This window comes from Acrocarpospora macrocephala, from assembly GCF_009687865.1.
Classification (GTDB): domain Bacteria; phylum Actinomycetota; class Actinomycetes; order Streptosporangiales; family Streptosporangiaceae; genus Acrocarpospora; species Acrocarpospora macrocephala.
The window spans coordinates 146248-166628 of record NZ_BLAE01000014.1 but is presented as its reverse complement, the minus strand read 5'-3'; the positions used below and the strand labels follow the sequence as shown (position 1 = coordinate 166628).

Annotated in this window: 19 protein-coding genes; 12 read left to right on the top strand and 7 right to left on the bottom strand. The window is 69.3% G+C overall.

Features of this window, described 5'->3' with window-relative positions; genetic code table 11:
- The first annotated feature begins 14 nt into the window (after nucleotides 1-14).
- The 3 genes from Amac_RS14260 (at nucleotide 15) to Amac_RS14250 (ending at nucleotide 2828) form a co-directional block, all read left to right on the top strand.
- Nucleotides 15-725, top strand: coding sequence for a ComF family protein (locus tag Amac_RS14260; RefSeq protein ID WP_155354840.1), 711 nt, complete (start codon nucleotides 15-17; stop codon nucleotides 723-725).
- A gap of 545 nt (nucleotides 726-1270) precedes the next feature.
- Nucleotides 1271-1939 carry a ribosome hibernation-promoting factor, HPF/YfiA family gene (gene hpf, locus Amac_RS14255; protein ID WP_155354839.1) on the top strand — a complete coding sequence of 223 codons (669 nt, stop codon included), beginning with the start codon at nucleotides 1271-1273 and terminating at the stop codon, nucleotides 1937-1939.
- A 175-nt stretch (nucleotides 1940-2114) separates the two neighbouring features.
- Entirely contained in the window at nucleotides 2115-2828 is a 714-nt protein-coding gene (locus Amac_RS14250; protein ID WP_155354838.1) for a response regulator, read from the top strand.
- A gap of 199 nt (nucleotides 2829-3027) precedes the next feature.
- On the opposite strand, the gene Amac_RS14245 is transcribed toward Amac_RS14250, so the two are convergent.
- Nucleotides 3028-4368, bottom strand: a complete 1341-nt coding sequence (locus Amac_RS14245; RefSeq protein WP_246268332.1) for a winged helix-turn-helix domain-containing protein — start codon at nucleotides 4366-4368, stop codon at nucleotides 3028-3030.
- Nucleotides 4369-4447: 79 nt separating this feature from the next.
- Nucleotides 4448-4765 (bottom strand): hypothetical protein, encoded by a 318-nt coding sequence (locus Amac_RS14240; RefSeq protein ID WP_155354837.1) that lies wholly within the window; start codon nucleotides 4763-4765, stop codon nucleotides 4448-4450.
- Between the two features lie 250 nt (nucleotides 4766-5015).
- Between Amac_RS14240 and secA the strand changes: the two genes are divergently transcribed.
- Nucleotides 5016-7817, top strand: coding sequence for a preprotein translocase subunit SecA (gene secA, locus Amac_RS14235; RefSeq protein ID WP_155354836.1), 2802 nt, complete (start codon nucleotides 5016-5018; stop codon nucleotides 7815-7817).
- Nucleotides 7818-7864: 47 nt separating this feature from the next.
- On the opposite strand, the gene Amac_RS14230 is transcribed toward secA, so the two are convergent.
- The 4 genes from Amac_RS14230 to Amac_RS14215 form a co-directional block, all read right to left on the bottom strand.
- Nucleotides 7865-8320, bottom strand: coding sequence for an Rv3235 family protein (locus tag Amac_RS14230; protein WP_155354835.1), 456 nt, complete (start codon nucleotides 8318-8320; stop codon nucleotides 7865-7867).
- A 193-nt stretch (nucleotides 8321-8513) separates the two neighbouring features.
- Complete coding sequence (locus Amac_RS57315) at nucleotides 8514-10307, bottom strand: AfsR/SARP family transcriptional regulator (RefSeq protein ID WP_155354834.1); 1794 nt, start codon at nucleotides 10305-10307, stop codon at nucleotides 8514-8516.
- Between the two features lie 35 nt (nucleotides 10308-10342).
- Entirely contained in the window at nucleotides 10343-11665 is a 1323-nt protein-coding gene (locus Amac_RS14220) for a PTS transporter subunit EIIC (RefSeq protein WP_155354833.1), read from the bottom strand.
- 26 nt (nucleotides 11666-11691) lie between these two features.
- Nucleotides 11692-12423: a GntR family transcriptional regulator gene (locus Amac_RS14215; RefSeq protein WP_155354832.1), complete on the bottom strand. Its 732-nt coding sequence runs from the start codon at nucleotides 12421-12423 to the stop codon at nucleotides 11692-11694.
- A gap of 109 nt (nucleotides 12424-12532) precedes the next feature.
- Between Amac_RS14215 and Amac_RS14210 the strand changes: the two genes are divergently transcribed.
- From Amac_RS14210 to ptsP, 6 genes are read left to right on the top strand one after another with little or no spacing between them, the layout of a single operon-like run.
- Nucleotides 12533-13567, top strand: coding sequence for an SIS domain-containing protein (locus Amac_RS14210; RefSeq protein WP_155354831.1), 1035 nt, complete (start codon nucleotides 12533-12535; stop codon nucleotides 13565-13567).
- A 34-nt stretch (nucleotides 13568-13601) separates the two neighbouring features.
- Entirely contained in the window at nucleotides 13602-13838 is a 237-nt protein-coding gene (locus tag Amac_RS14205) for a PTS sugar transporter subunit IIB (protein WP_155354830.1), read from the top strand.
- An 11-nt stretch (nucleotides 13839-13849) separates the two neighbouring features.
- Nucleotides 13850-14296 carry a PTS sugar transporter subunit IIA gene (locus Amac_RS14200; RefSeq protein ID WP_155354886.1) on the top strand — a complete coding sequence of 149 codons (447 nt, stop codon included), beginning with the start codon at nucleotides 13850-13852 and terminating at the stop codon, nucleotides 14294-14296.
- A complete protein-coding gene (locus Amac_RS14195) occupies nucleotides 14287-14937 on the top strand; it encodes an HAD family hydrolase (RefSeq protein WP_246268331.1) in 651 nt (216 codons plus the stop codon). The genes Amac_RS14200 and Amac_RS14195 overlap by 10 nt, the downstream gene beginning before the upstream one ends.
- Nucleotides 14938-14950: 13 nt before the next feature.
- Nucleotides 14951-15214, top strand: a complete 264-nt coding sequence (locus Amac_RS14190; RefSeq protein ID WP_155354829.1) for an HPr family phosphocarrier protein — start codon at nucleotides 14951-14953, stop codon at nucleotides 15212-15214.
- Nucleotide 15215: 1 nt separating this feature from the next.
- Nucleotides 15216-16907, top strand: a complete 1692-nt coding sequence (gene ptsP / locus Amac_RS14185; protein ID WP_155354828.1) for a phosphoenolpyruvate--protein phosphotransferase — start codon at nucleotides 15216-15218, stop codon at nucleotides 16905-16907.
- Nucleotides 16908-17234: 327 nt separating this feature from the next.
- Here ptsP and Amac_RS56105 read toward each other — a convergent pair whose 3' ends face one another.
- Nucleotides 17235-17570, bottom strand: a complete 336-nt coding sequence (locus tag Amac_RS56105) for a hypothetical protein (protein WP_246268330.1) — start codon at nucleotides 17568-17570, stop codon at nucleotides 17235-17237.
- Here Amac_RS56105 and nagZ point away from each other — a divergent pair.
- Together nagZ and Amac_RS53630 are read left to right on the top strand one after the other, a co-directional pair.
- Complete coding sequence (nagZ, locus tag Amac_RS14180; RefSeq protein ID WP_246268329.1) at nucleotides 17536-18654, top strand: beta-N-acetylhexosaminidase; 1119 nt, start codon at nucleotides 17536-17538, stop codon at nucleotides 18652-18654. The two genes, Amac_RS56105 and nagZ, sit on opposite strands and share 35 nt — an antisense overlap.
- Before the next feature lie 709 nt (nucleotides 18655-19363).
- The coding region (locus Amac_RS53630; RefSeq protein ID WP_170322476.1) for a 13E12 repeat family protein at nucleotides 19364-20381 on the top strand (1018 nt) is incomplete at its 3' end.

Here is a 20381-nt window from a genome sequence, read left to right as displayed (position 1 = left end):
GGGAGGGTGGGCGGGTGCTCGACCTGATCCTGCCGCCGCGCTGCGCCGGATGCGGCCGCGCGGGCTTCCTGGTCTGCCCGGTCTGTACGGCGCTGCTGCGCGGCGTGCCGTCGCCTCGGCCCCCCGAGAATCCGCCGCCCGGGCTGCCGGAGTGCTGGGCCGCGGCGGAGTATGCGGGGGCGGTGCGGCGGTTGCTGCTCGCTTTCAAGGAGCGCGGGAGGGTAGCGCTAGGGCCACAGTTAGGTGGCTGTCTGGCGGCGAGCGTCGCCGCCGCGCTGGGTGAGTCGCGCCGTGCGCTGGAGTTGGTGCCCGTGCCGAGTTCCCCGGCCGTGACCCGCCGCCGGGGGCATGATCCGGTGCGGGGGATGGCGGCGGTGGCCGTACGGGATCTGCGGGGGTCCGGGTGGCCGGTCACGCTCGCGCCGGTGCTGCGGCAGCGGCGGCGGGTGGCCGATCAGGCGGGGCTGAGCGCGCCCGAGCGGGCCGCGAACCTCGCCGGTGGGTACGTGGTCTCATCAGGTCGGGTACGGCCGTCTGGGTGCCCGACGGCCGTGCTGGTCGATGATGTGGTGACGACGGGGGCGACGCTGGCGGCCGCCGCGGCGGCATTGCGCGCGGCGGGGGTGCGGGTGCCCATCGCGGTGACGGTCGCAGCCACGAGGAAGCGGGTGACCGCAACGCGACACGCCCGGGATGATCAAAATTTGGTCCGTGACCCTAGGTAAAGAAACAGTTAAATAACGGTCCGGCCCGATGGTCACACCTCCATGGTGTGACCACGGCAGCCCCCCAGGTCAGCCTGATCGACAGGCGTTCACATAGAGGAGGCGACCCCCACGGACTCGGCAGCGCCTGACCCCGCCCGCCACCGGGGAAAATCACCGACCGTGATCTTCCACGCGAGTGCACGGCTGACATTCGGCCCCGTAGCGACTAGCGTTCAGGACATGGCACCCGTTCGGGTCCGTGGTTGCACTGGACCGATTCTCATCCTCCCCACAACCGTGGGGGTGACCCGGGTTTCGGTCTGGCTAGCCGATGCCAGCCGCAGGCAAAACGGTCCACGTAAGGCGACTCTTGGTCGACCGATCACGGTGCGGCTTAGAGGTAAGTCCTGCCTTCCCGGGGGTCCAGATGGCCCCCGCCAGGAGAGAAGGGCAGTAGTGGCACAGAGCCGCGAACCCCTCAGCAGGCGGATGTGGGGACGAAGACCAGGTCGGCCGGACGGGTGCTCCTTCATGTCAGTCGAGAGGCGAAGGGGGGCTTTTGCGTGGACATCATCGTCAAGGGACGGCACACCGGAGTGAGTGACCGTTTCCGTGATCATGTGACGACCAAGCTGGCCAGAATCGAGCGTCTGGACAACAAACTCATCCGCGTGGACGTGGAAGTGTCCAAGGAGCGGAATCCGCGGATGGCGGATCAGCGAGAGCGAGTGGAACTCACCATCCACTGCAAGGGCCCGGCGATCCGGGCCGAGGCGGCCGCGGACGACCGGTTCTCCGCCCTCGACATCGCTCTCGGCAAGCTCGAGTCACGGCTGCGCCGGATCAGCGACCGGCGCAAGATCCATCACGGAAAGAACTGCCCGCCCTCGGTGGCCGAGCTCACCGCGGCGCTGGCCGACGTCAACCAGGAATCCGACTCGACGCGGATTCGTGTACCCGAGCCAGAGCCCCAGTACGAGTACGTCCCACCGCAGAAGCGCAACGGCTATACCGAGCCGATCATCCCGATCGAACAGGACGGCGACGGCCCGCTTGTCGTCCGGGAGAAGTTCCACCAGGCCGACCCGATCACCATCGACCAGGCGCTCCTGGAGATGGAGTTGGTCGGCCATGACTTCTTCCTGTTCCGCGACAAGGAGGGCGGGCAGCCCAGCGTCGTCTACCGGCGCCGTGGTTACGACTACGGCGTGCTGCGGCTCGTCGAAAGCTGACCCCGATCCCGCCTACCCTTCATGCAGGAACTCGGCGCCCCACATCATCGTTGATGGTGCGGGGCGCCGGGCGCTCAGCGGTACCGACGAAGATCGATAATGAAGATCCTCGCCAGGGCTGGAAGCCGTGCCATGATGGCGATCCAGCGACCTTGGCCCCCCACGAGGAGGAGCTGTGAGTGAGCGCGGCGAGCGGGACGAGGTGGCCCGCTCTGCTGGTCGTAACGAACCGATCCGTGTCCTGATAGTCGACGATCACGCGTTGATCCGGCGCAGCCTGGAGCTGGCGCTGGCCGCGGAGGATGACATCGAGGTCGTCGGGGAGGCGAGCGACGGCCAGGAGGCGGCCGAACTCGCCGAACGCCTGCTGCCCGACGTGATCCTGATGGACGTGCGCATGCCCCGCAAGGACGGCATCCAGGCCGCCCGGGGCATCAAGGAGAGCATGCCGTCCGCCCGGATCATCATGCTCACCGCCAGCGACGAGGAGGAGGACCTCTTCGAGGCGTTCAAGGCTGGCGCCACCGGCTACCTGCTCAAGGACGTGCAGATCGACGAGGTCCCCGACGCGGTCCGCGGCGTGCACGGCGGCCAGTCCTTCATCAACCCCGCCATGGCGACCAAGCTCATCACCGAGTTCGCCAGCATCAGCCGCAAGGAAGCCGAACGCCCCCCGCAGCTCCCGGTCCCCCGCCTCACCGAACGCGAGATGGAAGTCCTCCGCCTGGTCGCCAAGGGCATGAACAACCGCGAAATCGCCAAGGACCTGTTCATCTCCGAGAACACCGTCAAGAACCACGTCCGCAACATCCTGGAGAAACTCCAACTCCACTCCCGCATGGAAGCCGTCGTCTACGCAGTCCGCGAACGCCTCCTGGAGATCACCTGACGCCCGCCGCGCGCGTCGCGGAGCTTCGTGCGCGGGCGCGTCGTCTCGGACTGCTGGTGGAACTCCCGCCGCGTCCGAGGATGACCGACGCTGAGCCGGGTCCGAGGATGACCGACGCTGAACGGCAGCAGGCGCTTGATTCGACTCGGGGGATCGGCCCGATCGTGGATTCGCTGTTCGCGCAGGGGCGATAACCGGTTCAGGTCACCCGATCGATGCGGATTTGAGTGCAGTTGACCCAGGTGGCTGCTTCGGTTAGGGCCGCGTGGACGGCGTCCAGGGATTTGGTGCCGGGTTCCAGGGTGACCTGGCGGGCGATGAGGGTGTCGCCTTCGCGGGCGGGGTCGACGCGGGCGATGAGTTTGCCGGCGGAGAGGATCGGCATCGCGAAGTAGCCGTGGATGCGTTTGGGTTTGGGGACGTAGGCCTCCAGGCGGTGGGTCATGCCGAAGACGCGTTCGGTGCGGGCGCGGTCCCAGATGAGGGAGTCGAAGGGGGAGAGCGGGGTCGTGCGGTGGCGGCCCCGGGGGTCTCCCGCGGCGAGGGCGGCGGGGTCGGCCCAGGCGTTGGGGGTGCGGCTGCGGGCGGCGGGGAGGCCGGTCATGGTCACGGGGGTGCCGCGGGTGCGGGCGGGAGGCCAGCCGGAGACGTGGACGGGGACCAGGCCGGAGGCGCCGCTCTGGAGGGCCTGGTCGAGGTGGGCGGCGTGTTCGCCCTTGACCCGGGTGTAGTCGACGAGGTCGGCGCGGGTGGCGACGGCCAGGGACTCGCCCGCGACGCGGGTCAGGCGGGTCACGGCTTCGGCGTCGGTGAGTTCGGTCTCGCGCAGGTGCGCGGGGACGACACGTTCGGCCAGGTCATAGACGCGGCGCCAGCCGACGCGTTTGACGCAGACGACCTCGCCGATGTCGAGCAGGAACTCGATGGAGATCTTCGAGTCGGACCAGTCCCACCAGGGGCCGCCGTTCTTGGCGCCGCCGATGTCGGTGGTGGTCACCGGGCCCTCGGCGCGGACCCTGTCGAGGACCTTGTCGATGGTGGCGGGCACCTCGTGCCAGCGCACGCCGCGATCGCGGTAGGCGCGGCGGCGAAAGCCGTACAGCGGCCAGTGTTCGAGGGGGAGGACGCAGGCGGCGTGGCACCAGTATTCGAAGGCGTCGCCGCTCCAGTAGGCGCGTTCGACCGTGTCGCGGCCGATCGCGCCGAGGCGGGCGTAGGCGACCAGTTCGTGGGAGCGGGCCAGCACCGAGATCGTGTCCAGCTGGACCGCGCCGAGGCGGCGCAACATCGCGGGGGCGCCGCCGCGGCGGCCTTCCGCGCCCAGGAAACCCTGGGCGCGAAGGATGAGCCGCCGGGCCTCGTCGGCCGTCAGATCGTGCACCGTCTCGAGCCCGGTCGGATGTCCCGTCGCGGGAACTGTCGTGGGCCCTGCCCGATGGACCGGCTCAGACCCGGACGAATGCCCCGCGTCGGGCGCCGTCTCGGGCACCATGCTGGGAACTGTCTCAGGCCCTGCCTTGTGCACCGTCGATTCCGTCACAGGCCCGATGGTAGAACCCGCCACCGACAAAACGGCTACACCGGTTTCGGCTCACCCGACAAATCCGGATTTATAGGGATCAGTTGGCCTCGAGGGCCTTACGCTCAAGCTCAGCCTGCTCCAGTCGGGCCTCGTGCGGCGAGTGGTGTTCCTGCGCCGCCAGCGCCCGGGGCGCGTCCACGATGACGTCGGAGAAGATGTCGAAGATCAGCGCCAGCAGACCGCCGACCGCGCAGATGCCCACGCCGACCCAGACGAACAGCCAGTTGGGGCCCGAGTTCCCGCCGAGCCCGGTCAGCGCCACCCCGCCGACGGTGAACCCGATCAGGATGACGGAGACGGCGAGCCACGATTTGGCGCTGCCCCCGTGACTGCCCTGGTGCGCAGTTTCTGCCATATCCGCTACCTACCTGACCCGCCCCGCCGGAACACGGAGCCTCGCTCGTACGTTTGTCAGGGTTGAGCCTAGCGACATGCCCCCTCGGTGCGCCCCTGGGACCTCCGCTCTTCCTCTACCCGGCGTCAGACGGCTGTGTCGGGTGGCTGTGTCCGGTGGTGGAACCGCCTACGATGGCTTCGGGGAAGTATGTCTTGTCCTCAACCCCGGTGGATGAGCCGGGGTAGACCTGCGAGGAGCTTTACTAACCGTGGCAGCCATTCTCGACAAGATTCTTCGCGCCGGCGAAGGCAAGACTCTGCGTAAGCTCAAGCGCCTCGCCGAGCAGGTCAATTCCATTGAAGAAGATTTCAAGAGCCTTACCGACGCCGAGCTGCGCGAGCTGACCGCGGACTACAAGCAGCGGCACGCGGCCGGCGAGTCTCTTGACGATCTGCTTCCCGAGGCGTTCGCCACCGTGCGCGAGGCCGCCCGCCGGGTGCTCGGCCAGCGGCACTTCGACGTGCAGCTCATGGGTGGCGCCAACCTCCATATGGGCAACATCTCCGAGATGCGCACCGGTGAGGGCAAGACCCTGACCTGTACGTTGCCGGCCTACCTCAACGCCATCGCCGGCAAGGGCGTGCACGTCGTCACGGTCAACGACTACCTGGCCAAGCGCGACGCCGAGACCATGGGCCGGGTGCACCGCTTCCTCGGCCTCGAGGTCGGCGTGATCCTGGCCAACATGCCCCCCGACGAGCGCCGCAAGCAGTATGGCGCGGACATCACGTATGGGACGAACAACGAGTTCGGCTTCGACTACCTGCGTGACAACATGGCCCAGTCCAGCGAGGAGTGCGTGCAGCGCGGGCACCACTACGCGATCGTCGACGAGGTCGACTCCATCCTCATCGACGAGGCGCGGACCCCGCTGATCATCTCCGGCCCCGGCGAGCAGTCCGGCAAGTGGTATGCCGAGTTCTCCAAGATCGTGCCGAGGCTGCGCCGGGGCACCGAGGGCAAGGACGGCCAGGACAGCACCGGCGACTACGTGGTCGACGAGAAGAAGCGCACCGTCGGCATCCTGGAGGCGGGCGTCGAGAAGGTCGAGGACATCCTCGGCATCGACAACCTTTATAAGCCCGAGCACACCCATCTGGTGCAGTTCCTCAACAACGCCCTCAAGGCCAAGGAACTGTTCAAGAAGGACAAGGACTACATCGTCGTCGACGGCGAGGTCCTGATCGTCGACGAGTTCACCGGCCGCGTGCTGCACGGCCGCCGCTACAACGAGGGCATGCACCAGGCCATCGAGGCCAAGGAAAGCGTCAAGGTCAAGGACGAGAACCAGACCCTGGCCACCATCACCCTCCAGAACTACTTCCGGTTGTACGGCAAGTTGGCCGGCATGACCGGCACCGCCGCCACCGAGGCGAACGAGTTCCACCAGACCTACAAGCTGGGCGTGGTCCCGGTCCCGACCAACATGCCGATGATCCGCAAGGACCAGGCCGACGTCGTCTACAAGAGCGAGGACGCCAAGTTCCAGGCCTGCGTGGACGACATCAAGACCCGGTTCGAGAAGGGCCAGCCGGTCCTGGTCGGCACCACCAGCGTGGAGAAGTCCGAGCGCCTGTCCCGGATGCTGAAGCGCCAGGGCGTGCGCCACGAGGTGCTGAACGCGAAGAACCACGCCCGCGAGGCCGCGATCATCGCCGAGGCGGGCCGCAAGGCCGCGGTCACGGTGGCCACCAACATGGCCGGTCGAGGCACCGACATCATGCTCGGCGGCAACCCCGAGTTCCGCGCCGACCTGGAGCTGCGCCAGCGCGGCCTGGACCCGGTGGAGACTCCGGAGGAGTACGAGAAGGCGTGGCCCGAGGCGCTGGAGAAGGCCAAGGAGGCCGTCAAGGCCGAGCACGAGGAGGTCGTCTCCATCGGCGGCCTCTACGTGCTGGGCACCGAGCGGCACGAGTCGCGCCGCATCGACAACCAGCTCCGCGGCCGGTCCGGCCGGCAGGGCGACCCCGGCGAGTCCCGCTTCTACCTGTCCCTCGAGGACGACCTGATGCGGCTGTTCAACTCGGCCCGGGTCGAGATGATCATGACCAGGCTGAACATCCCCGAGGACCAGCCGATCGAGTCGGGCATCGTCTCCAAGGCCATCGCCTCCGCCCAGCACCAGGTCGAGCAGCAGAACTTCGAGATCCGCAAGAACGTCCTCAAGTACGACGAGGTCATGAACCGCCAGCGCAAGGTGATCTACGCCGAGCGCCAGCGCGTGCTGGAGGGCGCCGACCTGCACGAGCAGGTCCGCACCTTCATCGGCGAGGTGGTGGACGACTACGTCAAGGCCGCCACCTCCGAGGGCTTCGCCGAGGAGTGGGACCTCGACAAGCTGTGGAAGGCGTTCGGCGAGCTCTACCCGGTCAAGGTCACGGCCGCCGAGCTGATCGAGGAGGCCGGGGGTTCCAAGGCCGACCTGGACGGCGCCTTCATCGCCGAGAAGATGAAGGTGGACGCGCTCAGCGCCTACGACCTGCGCGAGGAGGAGTTCGGCACCAAGGTCATCCGCGAGGTGGAGCGCACGGTCGTGCTCTCGGTCATCGACCGGAAGTGGCGCGAGCACCTCTACGAGATGGACTACCTCCAGGAGGGCATCGGCATGCGCGCCTATGCCCAGAAGGACCCGCTGATCGAGTATCAGCGCGAGGGCTACGAGATGTTCGCCGCGATGCTCGACGGCATCAAGGAGGAGTCGGTCCGCTGGCTGTTCAGCGTGCAGATCCAGGTTCAGGAGAACCCGATCAGCTACGAGGAGGGCGAGGGCGACGCGGCCGTCGCCGAAGCCAGCTCGATCATCTCCAGGGCGCTGCGCCGGCCCTCCCGTCCCGCGGAGATGATCTACTCCGCTCCCGGGGAGAGCGGCGAGGTCGAGGTCAACCGGGTGCGGTCGACGCCGGAGCAGCGGGCCGCCTACGGGAACGTGGAGCGTAACGCGCCGTGCCCGTGCGGATCCGGCAAGAAGTACAAGCGCTGCCACGGAGACCCGAAGCACGCGAACGCCTGAACGATTCTGACGGAGCCCGCGCCCTGGTGGCGCGGGCTTTCGTCGTCTCAGGCGGTTTCGAAGTCGGTGATCAGCCACTGGGCGCCGAACTTCTCCAGGCGGATGGCGAGGGCGCGGCTGCGGGGGCCGCAGTGTACGAGCAGGCACATTTCCACCGCTCCGGGGCGAGGGGACTGCACGTGGGGGACGCCGACCATCGGCGCGCGCGGGGTTTCGATCATCTTTCCGGCTCGGATCAGTTCGGTGTAGGCGCGCTCGGACATGCGGTCCTGGATGGTCTCGGGTGGTCTCCGACCGGCGAGGATCTCGGCGAGCGCCTGGCCGAGGCCGCGCAGGCGTCGTTCGTCGGGGATGGAGCCGGATGTCCCGATCGCCAGCGGCCGCCGGTCCCGTACGGGCTGGGGCGCCAGGGCCAGGGATCCGGTGGTTCGCGGCTGCTCGTCGTACGGCGGGTCGGCTGGGGGGACGGGCACGAGCCGGGGGAGGGGGATCGGCTGGGGCATCGAGTCTCCGAGGGGGTCGGACAATCAGACCCCTACAAGAGATTCCGGCCCACCCGGCGAAATATGCCCGCGCCAACTTCTCCGGATCCCGGCAGCCGTCGGTACGGCGATTCGCCCGCAGTCGCCACGAAGATCCACCAAAGCTCCCCGCTTTCTGAGCACCAGCTTCGGGGAACCGGCCGACCGCAACCGATCAGCGCAGCAGGTCCTCCAGCGCCGGATTGTCGATGCTCGCGCTCAGCAGCCGCGCGGTCCCCAGCGCGGCGCCGTCCCCGAGGCGCCACCGGTGCACGTGCGCGCGCACCACGAATTCCCGCATGTCACAGTGGGCGGCCAGGGTCGCCAGGGTGTCCAGCATCGGGGTCGCCCGTGCCACGTCCTCGTGCTTCAGCGCGGTGGTGACCGCGGCGTCCAGCGCGTACGCGTGGACCCACTGGTAGCGGTCCGGCACCCGGATGCACCGGAACGCCGCCTCGTCCTGCCATTTCAGCGCCGTCGCGTAGTCGGCGCGGCTCGCGTTGAGCAGGCCGAGCCCGCGCGCGGCCATGCCCTCCCAGCACGGATCGCCGAGCTGGCACGCCAGCTCCCAGGCGTGTTCGAGCGTGTCCCCGGCCGCGTCCAGGTTCCCGGCGTCGAGATCGAGCTGGGCCCGGAATGTCTGCGGCCAGGGCAGGAACGCCATCCAGCGCTGCTGGAAGATCAGCTCCAGCGATCGCTGGAGTGCCGCGGCGGCCTCGTTCTTCTCCTCGCGCAGCAGGTGGGCGCGGGCCAGGATGGATAGCGACCAGGCTTCCTGCCGGTGGTCCGCGCAGCGGGCAGCCCGCTCGACCGACTCGATCAGATAGCCGAACGCCGCCGGGTAGTCGCCGAAGTCGGAGGCGTTCATCCCGCGCAGCCCGAGCAGCGCGGCGAACTCGGCGTCGGTCTCGGCCGCCGCCTGGGCCTTGGTCAGCCACTCCTCGGCGGTGTCCCGCCGCCCCGCCTGCACCTCCACGAAGCCGAGCTCCCGGTAGGCCCGCGCCGCCGTCGCCCGGTCGCCCGTCAGGGTGGTCAGCTGGATCGCCTCATGCAGCGCGATCGAGCCTTCCTCGTCCCGGCCTCGAACCGCGTGGATCAGCGCGGCCCCGAGGGCGGCCAGCGCCCGGCCCTGCAGGCCGGGGTCGCCGTAGCGGGACGCCTCGGTCACGGCCCGGCGCAGGCACTGCAGCCCCGCGTCCACGGCCCCGGCCACGATGGCGGCCCGGCCCGCGTCGAGCTGGCTCGATCCGGCCGCCCGGCCGCTCAGCGGCGGGGCCACCGCGTTTCCCGTGCTCACGGTCGCCGCCTCGCGCAGCGCCGCGGAGCTTTCCAGGCCGAGTTCCCGCCGCAGGATGTCCTCGCAGACCACGACCTGCCGCAGCGCGGCGACCCGGTCTCCGGTGGCGGCCAGGCTCCGGACCAGCAGCTCGTGGTTGCCCTCTTCGAGCGGATTGCGGGCAACCGCCCGGGCCGCGTACCCGATGGCGTCCCTGGCCTGTCCCGCGGCCAGCAGCGAGACGGCGACCTGGCGGCAGCGCGCCTCGATCCGGGCCGACACGCGGTGCCGTTCCACCAGCAGCCAGGACTCGAACGCCGAGCTGGAGGCCAGGTTCATGTCTTCGAGCAGCTCGCCGCCCGCCTTCAGCAGCGGGGCGGGATCGGTGTCGTCGCGGGTGACGAGATTCACATCCACGATCACGTTGTCGCCGAACGCCGTGATCACCGGGTCGCTGGTCAGCACGTCGGGAATGTTGAGGGTTCTGCGGAGTTCGGCCAGCGTCCAGCGGAGCGCGCCCAGCGGATCGTCGGCGTCTGCGAACAGCAGTTCGGAGAGGTGCCTGCGGCTCTGCGGGCGTTCGGTCAGCAGCAGGTAGGTGAGCAGGGCCCACGCTTTGCGCCCGCGCGGCGGCCGGATCGCCACGCCGTCACGTTCGATGGCCGGGCGTCCGAGTAACCGGATCGTCAACATGGACCCACCCCCGCGGCTCACTGTATGCGAAGAAGCTAGGCCCGGGACTGTGTCGTTTCGGTGCTTTCGCCGGAATCCACGTCCGGTTCCGGCTCCCGGCCGGGGGTCATGATGTTCAGCCGCCTGATCAGGAAGCTGAAGACCACGTAGTAGACCGCCGCGTAGATCACCCCGACCAGCATGACCAGCCAGAAGTTGTGCGTGTTGCCCTTGCCGATGTTCAGCAGCGCGTCCGTGGCCCCGGCCGAGAAGCCGAAGCCGAGCCGCGCGTCCAGCGCCGCCAGCAGCGCCATGGACAGGCCCGTCAGCAGCGCGTGCACCACGAACAGCACCGGCGCGACGAAGATGAACGCGAACTCGATCGGCTCGGTGATGCCGGTGACGAACGAGACCAGCGCGGCGGAGATCATGATGCCGCCGACCGCCGTCCGGCGGTGCGGCGGGGCGGCCCGCCAGATGGCGATCGCGGCGGCCGGCAGGCCGAACATCATCACCGGGAAGAAACCGGTCATGAAGGAGCCCGCGCCGTCCGCGCCCTGCAGGTAGCAGGTCAGGTCGCCGGTGAACTGGGTGCCGTTGACCGCGCAGCCCGGCACCTGGAACCAGACGATGGAGTTGATGATGTGGTGCAGGCCGAGCGGGATGAGCAGGCGGTTGGCGGTGCCGTACACCCCGGCGCCGACCTCGTTGTGGTCGGCCAGCCAGGAGCCGAAGTTGTTCATCACCTCCCCGATAGGCGGCCACACCAGGCCGAACACGACGCCCAGCAGCACGCCCGCGAACGCGGTGACGATCGGGACGAACCGGCGCCCGCCGAAGAACGCCAGCCAGGCCGGCAGCTTGATCCGGTAGTACCGCTGCCAGAGCAGCGCCGCCACCAGGCCGATGACGATGCCGCCGAGCACTCCCGTCGGATTCCCCGCCGCCCAGTTGATCGCTTCGACCGGCTTGCCGTCCGCCCCCACGACCTGCTGCGCCACCCGCTGATGTACGACATCCGCCGCCGGCGCGTCGAAGAACAGGCCCTTGGAGACCCGGTCGAAGATGAGATATCCCACCAGCGCGGCCACCGCCGTGGAGCCGTCCGACTTGCGGGCGAAGCCGATCGCGACCCCGATCGCGAACAGCAGCGGCAGCGCGCCGAACAGCACGTCCCCGGCGTTGGCCAGCACCTTCGCCACGTTCGCCATCCAGCCGAACCCGGCCACGTCGGCTAAGCCGCCCGGCTCCGCGCCGTTGGAGCCCAGCATGTCGGGCTGGCCGAAGCGCAGCAGCAGCGCCGCGGCGGGCAGCACGGCGATCGGCAACATCAGCGACCGGCCGAGGCGCTGGAGCACGCTCATCACGGTGGAACTCATATGTGATCCTCCAGGGAGAGGGGAGGTTAGCGCCTCGGCTCCAGGAGGGTGCGGAGCTGGTAGCGGTCGGCACGATAGGTCGATACCCCGAGTTCCGCGCATGCCCCACCGGCATACGAACGCCGGGCCAGGAGCAGCACGGCGCCGCCGCGAGGCAGCTTGAGCAGGTCGGCGTCGCTCGGATCGGCGATGCCGCCGTCGATGGTCAGCTCTCCGGCGTCCAGCACGAGTCCGTACCGCGATTCGAGCAGCGCGTAGAGGGAGCGGCCGGACAGGTCGTAGGCGTCCAGGTCGGGGGCGAGCGCCACCGGGATGTGCGCGCGTTCGACGCACAGCGGTTCCCCGTCCGCCGTGCGCAGGCGCTCGATGAAGTGCACCGCGTCGCCGGGCTGGATGCCGAGCTCGCGGGCCAGATGGGCGCTGGCCCTGACCACCCGGCGATCCAGGTCGCGGGAGCCGGGCTCCAGGCCCCGGGCGCGCATGTCGTCGCTGAAGGAGGTGAGCTGGAGCGCCAGCTCGATCTTCGGCCGGGCGACGAAGGTGCCCTTGCCGGGGACACGATGCAGGCGCCCCTCGGAGACCAGGTGATCGACCGCCTGGCGTACGGTCATTCGGGAGAGGCCGAAACGCTGGCATAGCTCACGTTCGGACGGGATCGCCGCGCCGATCGGGAGTTCGTTGCTCTCGATCAGGTCCAGCAGGATCTCGCGCAGCTGGAAGTACTTGGGCACCGGGCTGTCGGGATCGATCTGGGCCACTGTTGCCTCCCCTCTCGTATTAGGTAGGGTTCCTACTGGTCTAGTCCGGACTAGACCACAGGCCCGAATTCTCTGTCAACGTACGGACCTATAACGGGATGAGCACCAGATGACGACGAAAATGCGTAGCGAGATAGCCGAACAGCCCGCCGCGCTCCGGGCCACACTGGACGCCCTGCTGCCGCAGGTCGGGGAGGTACGGCGACTGGGGGAACAAACCCGTCAGCTGCTGTTCATCGCCCGGGGGACATCCGACAACGCCGCAGTCTACGGCCGATACCTCATCGAGGCGCACGCCGGGCGCCTGTCCGCCCTGGCGGCGCCGTCGATCGCCACCACCTACCGGCGGCGGCTGGACCTGGACGGGGTGCTCGCGGTGGCGGTCTCCCAGTCGGGGCGTACCGAGGAGATCGTGGAGACGCTGGAGTGGGCCAGGGACTGCGGGGCGCGGACGGTGGCGATCACCAACGGCGGGCCGGAGAGCCCGCTGGCGCTCGCCGCCGATCTGGCGCTGTGCACGGTCGCGGGGGAGGAGAAGGCGGTTCCGGCCACCAAGACCTACACCACCCAGCTGGCCGCGATGGCGGTGCTCGCGCTGGGCCTGGGGGCGGACGTGAACGCGGCCGACCTGGACCGGGTGCCGGACGCGGTGGACAAGCTCATCGACAATCCCGGCGATCTCGACGCGCTCGTGGAAGGCCTGGCGGACAAACCGGGTGTCGTGGTGTCGGGACGGGGACTCGCCTTCTCCACGGCGCTGGAACTGGCGCTGAAGCTCAAGGAGGCCTGCTACCTGCACGCCATGGGGCTCTCCTACGCCGATCTGCTGCACGGGCCGATCGCGGTGGTGGACGAGGACACGCCGGCCATTCTGGTCGCCGCCCAGGACGGGCCGACCCTGCCCGGGACGATCGCGCTGGCCGAGCGGGTGACCGGAGCGGGCGCGGCCTCGTTCGGGGTTGGGGGCGGGGCCCGGCTGGCGGCCGTCTCGACGGCGTCGCTGCACGGGCCCGACCTGCCGGAGTGGGTCGCGCCGCTCGGCCTCATCGTCCCCGGGCAGCTGCTCACCGAGGCGCTGGCGCGCAGGCTCGGGATCGATCCGGACGCTCCGCGGGGCCTGAACAAGGTCACCCAGACCGATTAGGGTGAGTCACGGATCCGTAACGAGGAGGCTGACCATGGCGGCAGACGCGCGGGCGATCATCGCCGGTCTCGGTGGGGTGGACAACATCATCGAGATCGACCCCTGCATCACCCGGTTGCGCACCGAGGTTCGGGACGCCGCCAAGGTGGATCAGGCCGCGCTCAAGGCCGCGGGCGCGCACGGGGTGATGTCGGCGGGCAACATCATCCAGGTCATCGTGGGTCCGGAGGCCGACACGATCGCCAGCGACATCGAGGACATCATCGGCTGAGGGGGATCTTGTTGACACCTGTGCTGGCCCCGATGGCGGGTGCGGCGATCAGCCTGTCCGCCGTGCCGGATCCGGTGTTCTCGCAGGCCATGATGGGTCCGGGCGCGGCCATCGACCCGGCGCGCGAGCCCGGTCTGGCGCTCGCCCCCATCTCCGGGACGATCGTGAAACTGCACCCGCACGCGTACGTGATCGTGGGCGCGGACGGGCGCGGCGTGCTGGTGCACCTGGGGATCGACACGGTCCAGCTGAAGGGGGCGGGCTTCGAGTTGCTGGCCGACGAAGGCGACCTGGTGCCGGCCGGGCAGCCGGTGGTGTCCTGGAATCCGGCGGCCATCGAAGCGGGTGGCCGCTCGCCGATCTGTCCCGTGGTGGCGCTGGACGCGCCCGCCTCGTCGGTCCTGCGGGTGGCTGCGGGTCCCGTACATGCCGGAGATGAGCTGTTCCAATGGGGATGAGGCCCGCGGCGCTGTTCGACCTGGACGGCACGCTGATCAACTCCGAGGCGCGCAGCCTCGTCGTCTGGGGCATGCTGCTGGACAGCCATGGCGTCGAGCACGACGAGAACGTGCTGCGCGGGTTCATGGGCCGCCGAGGGCCCGACGTGCTGGGCGAGATGTTGCCGGGTTACGACATGCACGCGCTGATGGTTGAGATCAACTCTTACCTGGCGCTGCCCGGCTTGCCCGAGGTTGAGGTCGTGCCTGGCGCGGCCGAGTTCGTCCACGCGGTCGCCGCCTCCGGCGCGCCGACCGCGCTGGTCACCTCCGCGCGCCGCTGGTGGGCCGAAGACCGGCTGCGCTGGCTCGGGGTGTACGACCTGGTCCGGACCATAGTCACCGCCGAGGACGTGACGGCCGGGAAACCGGACCCGGAGGCGTACCTGACGGCGGCCGCTCGGTTAGGGGTGGAACCCGCCGACTGCGTGGTTTTCGAGGACTCGCTCGCCGGGATTGCCGCGGCGAGAGCGGCGGGTATGACATGCGTGGGACTCGCGACCACCCATCATCCCGGCGAATTGGCGCATGCAGATCTGGTCGTGGCCGATCTCACTGGTGTGAAATGGCCAATAACCGGGTGGTCTGGACCGCCCGCGTAGTAGAGGAGTTTCCGTGGCCGAGCGCAAGGTAACCGTCGAATCCGAGGTGGGCCTGCACGCCCGCCCCGCCGCGACGTTCGTCCAGACCGCGACGAAAGCGCCGATGGACGTGACCGTCGTGAAAATGGGCAGCGGCGGGACCCCGGTCAACGCCAAGAGCATCCTGTCGGTGCTCGCGCTGGACGTCCGGCATGGCGACACCATCATCATCAGCGCCGACGGGGACGGGGCCGACTCGGTCCTCGACCAGCTCGCGGCCATAGCGTCGGCGACCTGACATGACGACCTCTGTGGTGTTGCGGGGCTCGGGGGTCAGTCCGGGGGCCGGGTACGGTCCCGTACACGTGCTGGTCGGGGCGATTCCGGAACCCGCGCCCGGTTCGCGGTATGACGGGGAGGCGGCGGCCGAGCGGAAGCGGGCCGCGGACGCGCTGGAGCGGGTCGCCGACGATCTTGAGGCGCGGGGGGCCAAGGCCGGGGGAGCGGCTCAGGACGTGCTGGGCGCGCAGGCCATGATGGCGCGCGATCCCGGGCTCGAAGTCGGGGTCGCCGAGCTCATCGACGAGGGCACGGCCGCGCCGCGCGCGGTTTTCGAGGCGTTCGGGCGGTATCGGGAGCTGCTGGCCGCCGCTGGGGGGTATCTGGCGGAGCGGGTGGCCGATCTGGACGACATTCGGGATCGGACCATCGCGTTGCTGACCGGGTTGCCCATGCCGGGGGTGCCGGAATCGGCGGCGGAGCCGTACGTGCTGGTGGCCAAGGATCTCGCGCCCGCCGACACCGCGCTGCTCAACAAGGATCTGGTGGCCGCGTTCGTGACCGAGGAAGGCGGGCCGACCAGCCACACCGCCATCCTGGCCCGGGCCATGGGCGTGCCCGCCATCGTGGGCTGCGCGGGGGCGACCTCGCTGCCGCAAGGGATCTGGGCGCTCGTGGATGGGACTTCCGGTTCTGTACGGCTTTCGCCGGAGCGGGCCGACGTGGACACGCTGCTCGGGGCGGCGGCTGCCCGGGAGGCCGTGCTGGCGGCGAGCATGGGTCCGGGAGCGACGTCGGACGGGCACGCGGTGCCGTTGCTGGCCAACGTCGGGGGAGCGCGGGATCTGGAGTCCGCGCTGGCGCACGGGGCGGAGGGGGTCGGGCTTTTCCGGACCGAGTTCCTCTTCCTCGATCGTGCGGAGGCGCCGACGGAGGAGGAGCAGGAGGCGGCTTATCGTGCCGTTTTCGATGCTTTTCCTGGGGGGCGGGTTGTGGTGCGGACGTTGGACGCCGGGGCTGACAAGCCGCTGGCGTTCCTGCCGCCGTCGGGCGAGGAGCCCAATCCTGCGCTGGGCGAGCGCGGCCTACGGCTCTTCCGGAAATATCCGGAAATGATGGGAAGTCAGCTTCGGGCGCTCGCGCGGGCGGCCGCCGGCACGCAGGCGCAGGCGTACGTCATGGCGCCGATGGTCGCCACCGTCGAGGAGGCCTCCTGGTTCGTGTCCGCGTGCCACGACGCCGGCCTGCCCAACGCCGGAATCATGATCGAGATCCCCTCCGCCGCGCTCCGCGCCCACCACCTCGCCACCGCCGTCGACTTCTTCTCCATCGGCACCAACGACCTCACCCAGTACGCCCTCGCCGCCGACCGCCAGGTCAGCGGCGTCGCCGAACTCCAGGACCCCTGGCACCCCGCCGTCCTGGACCTGATCGCCCTCACCGCCACCGGCGCCGCCACCACCGGCAAATCCTGCGGCGTCTGTGGCGAAGCCGCCGCCGACCCCACCCTCGCCTGCGTCCTGGTCGGCCTCGGCGTCACCTCCCTGTCCATGGGCTCCCCCGCCCTCCCCTGGGTCCGCGCCGCCCTCAGCCGCCACACCGTCACCCAATGCCGCACCGCCGCCACCGCCGCCCGCACCGCCCTCTCCGCCACCACCGCCAAATCCGCCGCCCGCAACGAACTCCCCGGCCTGGCCGACCTGGGCTTATGATCTGGTCGGTGACTGGGGTCGGTGACTGGGGTCGGTGACCGGGTCTGGTGAACCGGGTCTGGCGAACCGGATCTCGCGACCTCGGACGTACCGCTCTTGGCGCCGGTGCGGCGAGAAGTATCACCTGCGTGAACGGCGCCGGATAACGGCGAGCGGCCCGGCAGAATGCTCATGCTGTTGGGCCCTCTCAGGCCTTGCGGCCTGGGTATTGTGATCGAGCCTGGACTTGGGTCGTTGACTCGCGTGCGGCTCCTCCTCCGGGTGGAACAGGGCCCGGGGGAGGAGCCGCGCGCACCAGATCTTAGAGGCGGTTGTCGGTGGGTCCGGCTACGGTGAGAACATGCTTGGGCACAGCACGGTAGGGCGACCTGGTCGGCGCATGACGGCTCCCCTCGCACGCGCATGGACGGCGGCCTCGACCTCCATGCCCGTGCGTGCGACGTTCGCTCGTTTGCGCGTTTCCGCAGGGATTTGTGTGACATTCGCGATGGTCGTCGCGTGTTCGTCGCCGGGCGACTCTTCGGCCGGGCGCACCACGCGCCCATCCCCGTCGGCCGCGTTATCCAGCCCGTCCATCACCCCGACCGAATCCGAGGCCACCTCGCGCATCTCCGCCGCCATCCAGCGCATGACGATCGAGGAAAAGGTCGGCCAGCTCTTCATGCCCGTGTTGTACGGCTCCCGCGCCGACACCCCCCACCAGGAAAACCGGGCCCGTTTCGGCGTCGGAACCCCCGCCCAGGTGATCAAGAAATTCCACCTCGGCGGCATGATCCTCTTCCCCGGTACCGGCAACATCGTCGACGCGAAACAACTGGCCCAGCTCACCGCCGGCCTGCGCGCCGCCTCCCCCGACGTCCCCTTCCTCATCGGCGTCGACCAGGAGAACGGCCTGGTCTCCCGCCTGGGCGACCTGGTCACCAAACTCCCCGGCGCCCAGACTCTCGGCGAAACCGGCAACCCCGCCAACGCCCGCGCCGCCGCCAAGATCACCGGCACCGAACTCCGCGCCCTCGGCATCTCCATGGACTTCGCCCCCGTCGCCGACGTGAACGTCAACCCGAAGAACCCCGTCATCGGCCCCCGCGCCTACGGCTCCGACCCCGACCTGGTCGCTGACATGGTCAGCGCCGCCGTCAAGGGCTTCCACGACAGCGGCATCGCCGCCACCGCCAAACACTTCCCCGGCCACGGCGACACCGCCACCGACAGCCACACCGCCCTCCCCGTCATCCGCCACACCCGCGCCGAATGGGAACGCCTCGACGCCCCACCCTTCCGCGCCGCCATCAGCTCCGGCGTCGACGCCATCATGACCGCCCACATCCTCATGCCCCGCCTCGACTCCTCCGGCGACCCCGCCACCCTCTCCAAGAAGATCCTCACCGGCCTCCTCCGCAACGAACTCGGCTTCAAAGGCGTCATCTCCACCGACGCCCTCAACATGGAAGGCGTCCGCGCAAAATACGGCGACTCCGAAGTAGCCGTCCGCGCCATCCTCGCCGGCGCCGACATCCTCCTCATGCCCCCCGACCTCCCCACAGCCTACGAAGCCATCCTCACCGCCATAAACTCCGGCCGCATAACCCAAACCCGCTTAGACCAATCTGTACGCCGAATCCTCAAACTGAAATCCAACCGCTCCCTCTACAACAAAAACTTCTTCCCACCCCCTAACAAAGCCCCCTCCCTAATCAAAACCCCAGAACACCGCCAAAAAGCCACCCACCTCACCTCAAAAGGCTGACCATCTCCACTCAGCCCGGTTGACTGTCTCGACACCGGCCGGTTGAGCACCGGATCATCCGTGGTCAGGCAACGCGAGCGCGGGTCGGTGAGTGCGGTGTGGGTGGGATAACCGCCGTGCTTTGGCTGTTCTTTCGTGTGGGAGCCACGGCGATGACGGGGTCGGGCGGAGCCCGAGGGGAAACCAAAGGGCTGGGCGGGTGGGAGTTCCACGGCAATCAATCGGGTGCCGTGCGGTGGTCGAGAGCCGTAGCGGGTGGGCAGGGCTACGCGGGCGCGGGTCGGTGAGTGGGGTGGGATAACCGCCGTGCTGTGGCCAGGGCTGAAGGAGTTCTCAGATCGTGAGACCGAGAGCGATCAGCGGGTCATGAAAGTCGTCGCGGGCACAGTGGGTTCGTCAGCCATGTTGGTGAAGTTGAGCGGGCCCAGCGCGCCGATCGCGTAGCCGCGCATGATCGCGAGGATCGATGGAGCTGAAGCGGTCCGGATCTTGCACCGGTCGTTTTTCGCGGGTTGAGGGTCTGCGGGTTGGTGTGCTGCTCCTGATCGGGTGTGGCGGATGGATCTTCGGATGCCGGTGGGTAGGTAGATCTTTTCATGGGGTGCTTGACCTGCGGTTTTATTGTGGATCAAGGCCAGGTTTTGTCGTAGCCGCTGGATAGCGTGAGGGTGGTTGTTCGGATCCGCCGAAGCGAAAGGGGGGCGCCTTCATGCTCGGTTCTCCGATCGAGGTGCTGGATCCCTCCCGCGCGGAGGGCGTCCGCGGACGCGAGCTGCCCGCGTTCCTGAAGGGCACCGTGCTGGATCCTGGCTACGTCCCGCCCCAGCGTTCCGCCGACGACACATACGGCGACGCGCACAGCGACACATACGGCGACGCAGGGCAGCAGAACATTCCGCAGCAGAACGCACGGCAGCAGTTCCTCCACGGCCGCTCCCCCGACTCTGGTCGTTCCCCCGATCCTGGCCGCTCGGCCGGCGCCGGTCGTTCCCCCGATCCTGGCCGCTCGGCCGGCGCCGGTCGTTCCCCCGACTCTGGCCGCTCGGCTGACGCTGGCCGCTCGGCGGGGCCGGAGGCCTGGGGCGAGTCGGTGGGTTCGGGGGTGCTGGTGGCCGAGTTCCGGCAGCTCGCGTCCCGGATTGCGGTGACCGACCTGCCGGAGGATGCCGGGTTGTGCGTGGGCGAGACGGAGGATCTGCTGTTCGCCCAGGACCGGCTGAGCTCGGCGATCGCCGCCCGGGTGGGGCGCGTCCATGCCACCGGTGAGGCCAGGAGTGCCGGCAGTGGTGGGCACGCCTCGACCGGTGCCTGGCTGCGCGCCTTGGCGGGGATGAGCGGTGCGGGTGCCTCTCGTCTGATCCGGCTGGCCACCCAGCTGGCCCGCCTGCCTGTCGTCCGGGACCGGCTGGCGCGCGGCACTCTCGCCGAGGGGTCGGCCGAGGCGATCAGCCAGGTCACCACCCACCTGGACGACGCGCAGGCGGCGCTGGCCGAGCCGATCCTGCTGGACCTGGCCGACAGCGCCTCCCCGGCCGAGATTCTCAAGGCCGGGCGGTACCTGCGTGAGCTGCTGGACCCGGGCACCCTGGCCGATGACGCCGAAACCGACTACGCCACCCGTTCCCTGCTGGTCCGCCCGTCCAGTACGGGCGGCGTGGAGGGGGAGTTCCGGCTGCCCCGGGAGGCCGGCGCCCGCCTGCGCGAGTTCCTGGCCGCCTACGCCCGGC